Annotated in this window: 6 protein-coding genes and 1 tRNA gene; 4 read left to right on the forward strand and 3 right to left on the reverse strand. The window is 70.6% G+C overall.

Annotated features, from left to right (window positions below):
• Positions 1-138 precede the first annotated feature (138 nt).
• Entirely contained in the window at positions 139-1572 is a 1434-nt protein-coding gene (locus ACODT5_RS45395; protein ID WP_422524723.1) for an ATP-binding protein, read from the forward strand.
• Positions 1573-1779: 207 nt separating this feature from the next.
• Here ACODT5_RS45395 and ACODT5_RS45400 read toward each other — a convergent pair whose 3' ends face one another.
• Entirely contained in the window at positions 1780-3021 is a 1242-nt protein-coding gene (locus ACODT5_RS45400) for an SWIM zinc finger family protein (protein WP_422524724.1), read from the reverse strand.
• Positions 3018-5936 (reverse strand): DEAD/DEAH box helicase, encoded by a 2919-nt coding sequence (locus ACODT5_RS45405; protein ID WP_422524725.1) that lies wholly within the window; start codon positions 5934-5936, stop codon positions 3018-3020. The genes ACODT5_RS45400 and ACODT5_RS45405 overlap by 4 nt, the downstream gene beginning before the upstream one ends.
• Positions 5937-6617: 681 nt before the next feature.
• Between ACODT5_RS45405 and ACODT5_RS45410 the strand changes: the two genes are divergently transcribed.
• Positions 6618-7805 (forward strand): PD-(D/E)XK nuclease family protein, encoded by a 1188-nt coding sequence (locus tag ACODT5_RS45410; protein WP_422525253.1) that lies wholly within the window; start codon positions 6618-6620, stop codon positions 7803-7805.
• A 173-nt stretch (positions 7806-7978) separates the two neighbouring features.
• Positions 7979-10186 carry a competence protein CoiA family protein gene (locus ACODT5_RS45415; RefSeq protein WP_422524726.1) on the forward strand — a complete coding sequence of 736 codons (2208 nt, stop codon included), beginning with the start codon at positions 7979-7981 and terminating at the stop codon, positions 10184-10186.
• A gap of 964 nt (positions 10187-11150) precedes the next feature.
• Here the strand turns inward: ACODT5_RS45415 and ACODT5_RS45420 are convergent.
• A tRNA-Arg gene (locus ACODT5_RS45420) sits at positions 11151-11222 on the reverse strand.
• A 106-nt stretch (positions 11223-11328) separates the two neighbouring features.
• Between ACODT5_RS45420 and ACODT5_RS45425 the strand changes: the two genes are divergently transcribed.
• On the forward strand, positions 11329-11799 hold the full coding sequence (locus tag ACODT5_RS45425; protein WP_385369207.1) for a response regulator: 471 nt from the start codon (positions 11329-11331) through the stop codon (positions 11797-11799).
• The last annotated feature ends 102 nt before the right edge of the window (positions 11800-11901 follow it).

Consider the following 11901-nt stretch of genomic DNA (forward strand, 5'->3'; position numbering starts at 1 on the left):
ACGCCGGCGAGCGGATTCCTTCCCCGCCGTCTCGGCGGGGCTGCCGACGGGGACGGTGGAAGCGAGCTAGAATCTAAGTAAGATTCAATCTACGTAATATCGAATCTATGTTTCATGGAGGTTAGGGGTGGGGCTCTGATGGAGTTCAAGGGCAGGTCTGCCGACCTGGATCAGCTGACTCGACAGCTGGGCCTGGTGGTCGGCGGTACGGGGGCCACGCGTGGTCAGGCTGTGATCGTGACGGGCCGGCGCCGGGTGGGCAAGTCTCGTCTGGTCCAGGAGTTCTGCGACCGTTCCGGGCTTCCGTACGTGGTCTTCCAGGCGACCCGGGGACGCAACGCGGTGGCCGAGCGGGCGGACTTCGCCGCGACGCTGGCGCATTCCCCTCTTCCCGGGGCTGAGCTGGTGGCCGGGCTGCAGGCCGCCGACTGGAACCAGGCACTGCGTTCCCTGGCGGTCGCGGTTCCGGACGACGCCCCGAGCATCGCGGTGGTCGACGAGGTGCCGTGGCTGGTCGAACAGGACGGGGAGTTCGAGGGGGCGCTGCAGACGGTCTGGGACCGGCACCTGTCCGCCAAGCCCGTCCTGTTGATCCTGGTCGGCAGTGACATGTCGGTGATGGAGGCGCTGCAGTCCTATGGGCGCCCGTTCTTCGGCCGGGCGGCCAAGATGACCGTACAGCCGCTGCATCTGGCCGATGTGCAGGCGATGACCGGTCTTGAGGCGGCGGAAGCGGTGGACGCGCTGCTGATCACCGGAGGATTCCCGGAGATCGTTCAGTCCTGGAGCCCGGGGATGGACCGCAGAGACTTCCTGCGCGAGGCTGTGTCCAACCCGCTTGCCCCGCTGTTGGTGGCGGGCGAACTGTCGCTGCTGGGGGAGTTTCCCGAGGCGTCCCACTCGCGCGCGATCCTGGAAGCGGTCGGCAGTGGCGAGCGGACCTTCTCGACCATTGCCGCACAAGCCGGTGGTGCCGGCGCGCTGCCCTCGGGCACGCTGTCTCCGCTGCTGAACACGCTGCTGGCCAAGCGAGTCCTGGCCGCTGACCTGCCGCTCTCGGTCAAGGCGGACAGCAAGAACAAGCGCTATCGCATCGCCGATCCGTATCTCCGGTTCTGGCTGGCTTTCCTGCAGCGCGGGATCCCGCTCATCGAGCGCGGTCGCGGTGATCTGGCGCTGGAGCGCATCGAGCGGTCGTGGACGACATGGCGGGGCCGGGCCGTCGAGCCGGTCGTCCGCGAGTCGCTGCTGCGGCTGCTGCCCGACGAGATGTGGCCGCAGACGGAGGCGGTCGGCGGCTGGTGGAACCGGCAGAACAACCCGGAGATCGACCTGATCGGAGCCGACCGTGAACCCGTCGCAGGGCAGGTTCACTTCATCGGCTCGGTGAAGTGGCTGGAGTCGCAGCCGTTCGGCCGTCGTGAGTACGACGCCCTGGTACGGGACATGCTCGCCGTGCCCGGTGCCGAGCCGGACACGGCGCTGGTTGCGGTGTCCCGTTGCGGTGTCGAGGATGGTCTACCTCTTGCGGCGCACTGGGGTCCGGAGGACCTTGTCCGTGCCTGGCGGTAGCCAGGGAAACCGCCAGGGTGGTCATGGTGATGTACCTACCTCGGGCGCCCCCCGGCAGTAGGCATCGACCGTCCTCTGAGAACTTTCCGGGCATCGAAGCCCATACACGCGGCGGTGTACGCGCTGCCCAGCGCTGCGGCCGGCTCCACCACCCGGGATCAGCGCCGTTCGCGTGACGCCGCCTGTCCGAGGGTGCCGGTGCCCGGTCTACGCGACGCCAGGTGACTGGCGCCTGTCCCATACGGCGGTCAGGGCCGCGACCGGGTCAGGGGCGCAGGGCGCGCACGGCCACCACTCTCCGTCCTCGCGTGCGTACGGGTACCAGTGGGCGTCCGGGCCGAGGCGGAGCTGGAGCCCGGCATCGTCGAGGGTGAGGCGGTTCCGCCAGGACCGCAGGCGGGGCGGGGCGGCCGTGTCGTCCATCTCGGCCAAGGCCCGGTCGAGCGCGCCCCGGGCCGCCGCCATGAGTGCGGGCTCGGGCGTCAGGGGCTCCAGGGCGGCCGTCACACCGGTGTCGCCGCCGTGCCGCCAAGCGCGCACCAGGCGGGCGAACTCCAGTGGGCGCAGCCCCGTACCGGCCTGGAGACGGTGGAACCACTCCACGCTCCGATGGTCAGCGGCCAGCCGCAGGGCGTCGGCGCGCCGGGTGAGGTGCGCGGAAGCGGTGTCGCCGGCCATGAGGCGGGTGGCGCGGGCGGCGGTGTCCGCGGCGAGGCCCCGCAGTCCGTCGGTGGTCAGGCCGGAGTCCGGGGGCGGGTCCGCGGCCAGGGCGGGTGCCCGGTACGAGGCGGGGGCGGGCGGCTCGGGCAGCGCGGGGTGTTCGGCGGCCCAGCGGGCATAGGCCGCCGCCGCCGGGACACCGGCCGGGGCGGCGGGTGCGGCGGTGGGGGCTGGGATACGGCGGCGGCGCAGCTCGGCGAAGACCTTCTCCTTCGTCCGGCCGCGCAGCGTGAACAGGACGAAGGGGTCCGCGTCGATGCCGGAGGCGATCGCGTAGCACAGGGCGGCGGCATGCTTGCAGGGGTAGCCCCAGTCGGGGCAGGAACACCCGGGGTCGAGTTCGGTGGGAAGCGGAAGCAGCGGTACCCCGGCGGCGCGGGCGTCCTCGACGAGATCCTCGGGCATCTCCCCGTCCAGCAGCGCGGCGGTGTGCCCGGCGCGGGTGGCGATCGTGTTCAACAGCGTGTCCCACTGAGCGTCGGTCAGGGCGGGGACGCGTACGGAGGTGCGGTACGGGTAGAAGTCGCTGCCCTGCACGGGTGCCTTGACCACACCAGGGGAGACGGTGACCTCGCCGACCTTGCCCTGGCGGGCGTACGTACGGCCGCGCGAGAGGCGCCCCGCGTCCAGGGTTGAGTCCTCCAGGGCGGCGACCCAGGCCCGGCCCCACCAGGTGTCGGCAAAGGCGCGCCTGCCGCGGGCGGGCGCGCGCCGTGCCGCCGGGCTCATGCTTGCCCACTCAGGGCGACGAGCTCGGCGAGCTCGGCGTCACCGAGCTCGGTGAGCGCCCCCTCGCCGGAGCCGATCACCGACTCGGCCAGCGCCCGTTTGGCATCCAGGAGCCTGGCCACCTTGTCCTCCACGGTCCCTTCGGTGACGATCCGGTGCACCTGTACGGGCCGGTCCTGGCCGATGCGGTAGGCGCGGTCGGTGGCCTGGTCCTCGACGGCGGGGTTCCACCAGCGGTCGTAGTGCACGACATGGGTGGCGCGGGTCAGGTTGAGCCCGGTGCCCGCGGCCTTCAGCGACAGCAGGAAGACGCGCGCCTTCCCGGCCTGGAACTCCGCGACCATCTCCTCGCGGCGGGCCACCGGGGTGCCGCCGTGCAGGAAGAGAGGCGCCGTCCCCCGTTCGGCCAGGTGCTTTTCGAGGAGCTTCGCCATGCCCGTGTACTGGGTGAATACCAGCACCGACTCGCCCTCCGCGGTGATGGTCTCCAGCAGCTCGTCGAGGAGTTCGAGCTTGCCGGAGCGCCCGTCCAGCGGCCCGGACTGGCGCAGGTACTGGGCGGGGTGGTTGCAGATCTGCTTGAGCGCGGTGAGGAGCCCCAGGACCAGGCCGCGACGGGCGATGCCCTCGCTCCCGCGGATACGGTCCATGGTCTCGCGCACCACCGCCTCGTACAGGCTGGTCTGCTCCGTGGACAGCGGCACGATCCGGTCGGTCTCGGTCTTCGGCGGCAGCTCGGGCGCGATCCCGGGATCGGACTTCTTGCGGCGCAGCAGGAAGGGCCGGACAAGGCGGCCCAGGCGCTCGGCGGCCTCGGGGTCCTCGCCGGTTTCGATGGCGCGGGCGTACCGCTCGCGGAAGGCGGGAAGCGTGCCGAGCAGCCCGGGGGTGGTCCAGTCCAGCAGGGCCCACAGCTCGGAGAGGTTGTTCTCGACGGGGGTGCCGGTCAGCGCCACTCTGGCCTTGCCGGGCAGGGCGCGCAGTTCGCGGGCGGTGGTGCTGTACGGGTTCTTGGCGTGCTGGGCCTCATCCGCGGCGACCAGGCCCCATGCCACTTCGGCGAGCCGCTCGCGGTCGCGCCGCAGCACTCCGTATGTCACCAGGACGATCTCGCCGGGGGCCAGGTCGTCCAGGTGCCTGGCGCCGCCGTGGAAGCGGCGCACGGGGATGCCGGGCGCGAACTTCTCGGCCTCGCGCTGCCAGTTGCCCAGCAGCGAGGTCGGGCAGACCACCAGGGTGGGCCCCGCGGTCGCCGGATCCTGCATACGGTGCAGATGCAAGGCGAGCAGGGTGATGGTCTTGCCCAGGCCCATGTCGTCGGCGAGGCAGCCGCCCAGACCGAGTTCGCACATGTCGGCGAGCCAGGCCAGAGCGCGCAGCTGGTAGTCGCGCAGGGACGCCTTCAGTGCGGCGGGCTGCGGGACGGTTTCGCTGGCCTGAGGGTCGCGGATACGGTCGATGAGCGCGGCGAAGGCTCCGGTCGCGATGACGGGTACGGCCTCGCCGTCCACCTTCACCTCGCCGGTCAGCGCCACGGCCAGGGCCTCCATGGGGGAGAGGGGTTTCCCGCGGCGGCGCTTGGCGCGGGCGACCAGCTTGGGATCGGCGATCACCCACTGGTCACGCAGTCTGATCAGCGGGCGGCGGGCTTCGGCGAGCGCGTCCATCTCGGCCTCGGTGAGCGCCTGGCTGCCGAGTGAGATCTGCCAGCGGAAGTCGAGCAGGGCATCGGCGCCCAGCAGCGAGGGCGCGGCGGAGCCGGGAGCTCCGGACTGCCCGATCGCGGCCTGCGCGGTGAGCGCCTTGACCAGCTCGCGGGGCCAGTGCACGTCGATGCCCGCGCCGCGCAGGGCATCCGTGGCGTCTCCGAGCAGGTCGAGGGCCTCGTCGTCGCTCAGGTGTAGCTGGTCGGGGGCGGTCTCCTGGAGAAGCCGGCCCAAAGGCGGCCAGGCGCGGGCGCCGCGGCGCAGCGCGAGCAGCGTCTCGGTCTCGGCGTGCGGCCCCAACTGCCGCTGCACGGCGGCGGGATCGGCCCACAGTCGGTCGGCCTCGACCACCAGTGCCGGGTCGTCGGCGGTGTGCAGCTGTACGACCGCGCGGAACTGCCCCCGCCGTCCGGCGGGCGGCTCGACACGCAAACTGACTGTGACCTTCGCGGACAGTCCCGCGTCGGTCTGCTCGGCCCACTCGCGGAGGGCCGGCACCGCGCGCACCTCGCGCCACGCGTAGGGGAGTCGGCCCACGGCGAGCGGGGCGGCGGGGGTGCGGGCCAGCGCGTCGGCGACGGCGTCGGCGAAATCCCGGACGAGCGGGGCGGGTTCCACGATACGTACCGGGGAAGTACCCGGCAGTGGAAGGCAGTGGGCGTACGGCGGGAAGGCGGCCGCCAGGTCATCGACGGCCTGCCGGGCCGCGGTGTCGTACGGGCCGATCCGCCAGGTGTCGTACCCCGGCGCCGTGAGCGCCGGATACAGCCGCCCCTCGGCGAGCATGCGCAGGGCGAGACGGGCGGCCGCCGCCCAGGCGGCAGCGGAGGGGTGGAGCGCTGCGACGTGCGGCGGTATCTGCGAGTGCGGGGGCGCGTCCGTGCAGGTGTCCGAGTGTGGGAACGCGGCGGCGCTCGACGGTTCCCCGGGGTGAGGCGGCGGACAGGCGTGCAGCAGCGCGATCGCGGCCGTCGCGGGCGGCACGGCGTACGACTTGACGGTGCGGCGGCGCACGGAGCGGCCGTGCGGCAGGACCAGTTCGACCCGCTCCACGCCGACGCCGGCGGGGTGCGGCGTCGGCGCCTCCGGGGTGCCGGTGGGCTGCCACAGATGCAGCCGCCCGAGCCGGTCCGGCTCCCCCGGCACGAACACCGCGGCCCAGCCCGCGCTGAGCAGCCCCCGCACCCAGACCGCGCATTCCGCGGACACCAGTGGCTCGGACGCGGGGGAATGAGAGGGCCCGACCGGAACGATGACGCGGGCCATACGAAGGTCCCGTCCCCCCTGCCGACGACCGTTGCCGACCATCACCAACACGACGAAACGATTGCAGCACAGCACGCGGACGGCGGACAAACTCTGCCCAGAACCGGGACTGAGCCGGTGCCGGCTCAGCCGGTCGGCCAGGACCTCAGTAGGGGAGGCGTCTGTTCCTGAGGGCGGACTGCGCATCGCGACCACACTGCTGCGTCGTGTCCCCTGGCACCCCTGCACTACACGGCCGCGGACTACCGGGCGGCGGCCACCACGGCCATCCGCTCCCACCCCCTGTCGGGCCCGCCGTCCGAAGCCTCCTGGGACCCGGAACCTGTCACGGGCATTCGCCGAACTCGGCGTACGGGTCGAGAAGGAGGCCGTACTGGACCTCCTCCTGGGCGACCTCGCGGCATCCTGATCCGGTTCCTCGGCGCGCCAAGCCCAAGCCCTGTGGGAGCCCTGCCTGTGAGGGTCTCTGGCGAAGCGACCGGCGCCGGGACTTCCTGTACCCCGTCGATGACGCACCGGACGTTGTGATCGCACAGGCGGATTCGCCGAAGCCCGGAGAGTGGAATGCCGATCCGAGTACCGTGGCCGGGGCACCGGCCGGTCAGGGGGGATCGAGACGTGGAGATGTCGGCGGAGTTCCGTGGCGCGGACGTTCCACGGCAGCCCTTCTGGGCCTCGGTCGCCGACGAGCTGGAGGACCTCCGGGCGAAGGGTCTGTGGGTTCCCGGACCCGCGACCGCGCTGGAGGTTCTGGGGCTTCGTCACCTTGAACGGCACCATCAGGCGCTGATCGCTTGGCTGCTGGACCCGAAAGGTGCTCACCAACTCGGCGCTCGTGTTCTCGTGGGCCTGCTGCACCGGCTGGGGCGGGGCGAACTGGCCACCGGCGTGCTGTCCGGCTCGGCCCGGGTGGCCAAGGAGGTGACCCGGGCCCAGAGCCGCGCCGACATAGTGGTCGCCCTGGACACGGCGACGCTGGTGATCGAACTCAAGATCCACGCGTCCGAGGGTCCGGACCAGACCAGACGTCTCGCGGCGGACTACGCGAGCGATCCGGACCCTGTCTTCGTCTTCCTCACGCACCGTGCTGCCGCCCCGGGAAGTGAGCACTTCCGCGCCTTGCGGCTCCCAGGCTTCGCGGACGTTCTCCGCGGCGCGCTCACCGCCGCGCCGTCGCCGGTGGACTACAACGGAATCGTCGGGAGGGCCACCGCGGAGAACTACCTGGCCGACGTGGAGAGGATGAGTGGAGTGGCCTCGTTGAACAGCGAAGCGGCGCGGTTCTGGCTCGCGCACGGGAAGCGGATGCCGGAGGCGCAGGCCGCGGCCCGCGCGCTTCTGGCGGAGCTTCCCGAGGCGACCGTGCGCGCCTTGGAGGGCCTGGTTCTGGAGCTGCCTTCCCGGACTGTGGTCACGACCTTCGACTACCTCGCGCAAGGGCGGCGCGACCGCTTCGATGAGCGGGCTGTGCTGCTGTCGCGGCCGGAATGGATCTCGGCGGACGGGAGTCCCCTTGCCGGATTCGGGCTGGGGCAGTCGCTGGGGTCGGCGGATCCCTTCAAGGATGTCCAGCGTCCCTTCATAGGTGTCTACGTTGCCGACCCGTTTGCGCACATGGCGCTCCGCGAACGCTGGGACAGTCAGCCGTGGGACAAGTGGGTCTGGTGGGAACACCTTGATCTCACCCCGCCAGCGCGCCCCGACGAACCGATCGACACCTACGCGGCCCGCGTGGCCCTCCGGGTCCGTCAGTGGTGGGATCAGGACTCGGGTGCCGTCGACAAGGCTCTGCGCGACGCCGAAGGGGGCTGAGGTGGCGCCCTTTTCTTCCACCTCTACGGGATCAATCGCGACGACGTCGAGTACATCCTTGACACCTTCACCATCGTCAAGCGCAGACCCAACCCCGGGCGCGGACTGGGAGTCACCCACTCCGCGCCCCACCGCAGAACAACCCCGCACCCTCGCATGCCCGGAGCCCTGCCATGCCGTTCGATGAGGAAGACACCCGCAAGGTTCAGACCGCCGTCGTGGGGCGGTCCGGTTCCGGCTGGCCGGTGTTCCTGCCGTACGACCATTACGACTTCGACACGTTCATGCGGGGCCGCACGCGTGAGGACTTCTACTGCGGCGTCCTTCTCGGTGGCTGCGGCAAGAAGCTGACCGCGAAGAAGTACAGGGAAAAGAGGTGCCACTTTGCGCACCGACCGCCGGTCCACTGCCGCCGGACGGCGAACGGTGAGTCGAGCGCCGACCACCTCTACATCGGGCAGGCGCTCCAGCGCTGGATCCGCCGGGAGGGGCACAAGCAGGCGACCGTCGCCTACCCGGACCTGGGGTCCGGGCCGGGCGGGGCGGTTGAGCTTCGATTCGCCTCGGGGGCTCGGCTTATCCGGGTGCAGATGGGGCGGTTGCCCCTCCAGACGTGGCGACAGGACCGCAAGCGTCTCGACGACCTGTACACGCGGCGCGCCCACTGGGCGTACGGGCCGGACAGCGGCCTGGCCCACAACGAGGTCGAGTCCCAGGGCCATGCCATCCGTTTCTCCTGCCGTACCGAGGGCGGTACTCGGGAGGTCTACGTCGGTACTCAGTTGCCCGACCACGCCGTCGAGTGGGCGACGCTCTCCGAATGCCGCCTGACGGAGCGGGGAATCGCCACCCCCTCTCTCGCGAGGAAGCCGGCTCCCGCGCCGACGACGGTGTCGTTCCCGTTGGCGCCGGGCAGCATCGCGTTCACCAGCGCGGTCGAACTCCCCATTCCCGCCGGGGACGCCACGCGTCTTTACGAGGCTTATGCGCAGCCCCTGGGATCTGCCGTGGTCCAAGCCCGGATCTTGCTGCCACGCCAGTCCGCCGTCCTATTGCCGCACCTCCTGTACATAGTCGACGGGGCGGCGCGCTTGGCGCCGCCCGCCGCCACCGCGCATTCCGGCTCCACTTGGCTCATACGTGCCGAGAGCGCGTCCCTGCTTGCCCGGCGGACGGACCCGCGCTGGCCGGACCTCCGCCCCCCGTCGCCACCCGCCCAGCCCGTGACCTCCCCTCCCGGCCGCGAGCCTCTGACGGATGAAGCGGCGATGGTCAGCCTGTTCCGGAAAAAGCTGGAGCAGATCCATTGCTCGCACGGGATCATCAACTGGGAAACCCTGATCAGTCACGCGGGGGCGGCGCCCTCCGACTTCACCCCGGCCGACCGGGTCCGCATCCTGGTCGCAGTGGACTCACCCCGCGCTGACGGCAAACCAGTTCTTTCGGCGCGCGTCAAGTTGGCTCACGACAGGCCGGGGCCTGCTCCGTTTTTCGCCGATGTACTCGCCGGCCTCGGCTTGGGCAGGAACCTCACCGACGCGAAGATCGACCGCATCTGGCGCCAGGCGGCACACCCCGAGGTGCGGGCCGAGGCGCCGCGCCACCCCACAGAGGAGGAAGAGAATCAGCTGGTCGGGAAGCTGCGCGAGCACCTGGTGATGGTGGCCAAGGGGCGTGGCGTGATCAAGTGGGGAACCCTGCTGAAGCGGCAGGCCGTGGTGGCGGAATCGGTGTCCTCGGCAGCCCGGGTGCGCCTTCTCGCAGCCGTGGACAAGCCGTACCAGGTCGGTAAACCCATCCTGTCCTCGCTGGTGAAGCTGGACGGTCAGAAGACGGGCCCGGCCCCCTTCTTCGGAGAGATTCTGGCCGAACTGGGGTGGAAGCCGGACGCGCGGACACCCACCGTGGCGGCTGCGTGGCTCGTTGAACGTGACCGTGCGTACGGAGCCGACGGCCACGTTGTCAGCCCGAACGCGGGTATGCGTTCTCTTCATCGGCTCGCGGGTGTGTCACAGAAGCTTGGGACCGACGAGCGCCGCCTGGTGCGCGCCGTCCGGCGAACCCTGATCGACGCCGCACGGCGTCAGGTCTGCGTGGGCTGGCACACACTCGCCGCGGCTGTTGGTGGACAGCCCGGGGACTTCTCGGTGAGTGATCGGCTCGCTGTCCTTGCCGCGGTGGACAGGGACGCCGAGGTGGCGGGAGTGATGCTGTCGGCGCTGGTGATCGGCGCCGGGCACACCCCGGTCCCGTACTTCAATGACATCCTCCGGAGTCTCGGCCGCCCACACGGCCTGAGACCCATCGAACTGGGGCAGGTGCGGAAGCACGAGCAGGCCCGTGCTTTCGAGGCCTATCGGGAGGGCGGCCCTCGAGCCTGAGGCCGCTTACGCCTCGGTCTGCCCGTCGTCCGTGCCTGCGGCGGCGGGGACAACGTACGACCCCTTGCCGCGCACTGTCACGACGAGGCCGCGCTCCCGGGGCATGGCCACCAACGTCAAGGGAGTTGATGACGTGCGGAACCCTATCGCGCGCACCCTGGGCCGGTTCCTGATCCCCGCCCTCCTCTGGCTGCTGACCCTGACGCTGTCGGCCACCGGCAATCACCGGGAGTCCCCGTCCCGCCTCAAGCGAAGGCTCGTCGCGCCTCCAGCGGCGGCTCAGCGGGTGCACAGCGCACGCGGCGGCGGGCGTTGTGGCTGGCCATGGTCGGGGTGGACATCGACCACCGGAACGTTGAGGAGCGACGGGCGGAGGCCGAGTCGCTTGTCGAGGAGCTGCGGTCGCGGATCGAGGCGCTGACCGACTCGGAGGAGTACCGCCAGGACCGGGAACTCGACCGGCTGCGGAAGCGGACCGACGAAGCCCGCCGCAGCACGGAGAGCCGGCGGTCGCGTGCGGACGCGCGCATGGCGGCCACGCCAAGGCTTGCCGGCTCTGGGCGAAGGCCGAGAGGTCCCACTCACCGCACAAGGGGCTGGCTAGTGCGATGTCTTCGGCTGAGGCGAGCCTTCGCCATACGAAGCTGGAGTGGCCGCGAAAGTCACACGCCTCTGCTCCGTGTGCGTCCCTCGCCAAGGATGACGACGTATGCGCAGGTCAAGCCCGCCTGCCGCAGGTAACAGGGGACGAGCGATGTCCGATCTTGGCGCCCCGGTCCCACGCATGTCCCACGCGGAGTGATCTGTGGGATCGGGCAATTGGGATTTCGCCTGGATCGCGCTGCGAAACCCCAAGTCAGAGCAGCGCCGGACCGATTGCTCATGCAGGTAGGCCGTGTGCGTTTTGGCATGAACAAGAAAGGCTCTGACCTGCGTTTCCGCTGGTCAGAGCCTTGTTCCGGAGTGCCCCCGGCAGGATTCGAACCTGCGCACACGGCTCCGGAGGCCGTTGCTCTATCCCCTGAGCTACGGGGGCGCTGTCGCTGGTGTTGCGGCGACGGGTTGAACACTACCAGCTTCCCGGTGGTGATCAGGAACGGATTCGGGGGGATCGGGGCGTGGGTCGCTCGGACGGGGTGGAAGTGGCAAAAACCCGGACGCGGGGGCCGGGGCGGACCTACTCTCGAGTTGTGTCAGGCGCCTCGGGCCGGGTGCTTGTTGTCGACGACAACAAGGTCATCCGGCAGCTGATCAAGGTCAATCTCGAGCTGGAGGGCTTCGAGGTCGTGACCGCGAACGATGGTGCCGAGTGCCTGGACGTCGTTCATCACGTGCGGCCTGATGTGATCACTCTTGATGTGGTCATGCCCCGTCTGGACGGGTTCGGGGCTGCCGCGCAGTTGCGGGCCGACCCAAGGACACGGCATCTGCCCGTTGCGATCGTGAGCGCCTGTACGCAGAACGAGGTCGAGGCCGGGATCGCCGCCGGCGTGGACGCCTTCCTCGCCAAGCCCTTCGAGCCCGCGGAGCTGGTGCGCGTCGTGCACCAGCTCATCGAGCGCCGTGACAGGAGAGAGAGGAAGGGCGCTCCCGCCGGGAGAGGGAGGGGATGACCCTCCTTTCAGTCCCGCCTGTCCTTCCGGGTCTTTCACCCCTCCTGGCTCTTCAGGCCCCCTTTGTCGGGGCCCGCTGTTCACATGGCGAAACCGTTCGCG

The organism is Streptomyces tatrensis (assembly GCF_049310065.1).
Lineage (GTDB): Bacteria > Actinomycetota > Actinomycetes > Streptomycetales > Streptomycetaceae > Streptomyces.

What these genes read in the sequence shown, in the direction of transcription:
- ACODT5_RS45395 (WP_422524723.1), top strand. Translation starts at nt 139, where the DNA reads ATGGAGTTCAAGGGCAGGTCTGCCGACCTGGATCAGCTGACTCGACAG.
- ACODT5_RS45400 (WP_422524724.1), bottom strand. Translation starts at nt 3,021, where the DNA reads ATGAGCCCGGCGGCACGGCGCGCGCCCGCCCGCGGCAGGCGCGCCTTT.
- ACODT5_RS45410 (WP_422525253.1), top strand. Translation starts at nt 6,618, where the DNA reads ATGTCGGCGGAGTTCCGTGGCGCGGACGTTCCACGGCAGCCCTTCTGG.
- ACODT5_RS45415 (WP_422524726.1), top strand. Translation starts at nt 7,979, where the DNA reads ATGCCGTTCGATGAGGAAGACACCCGCAAGGTTCAGACCGCCGTCGTG.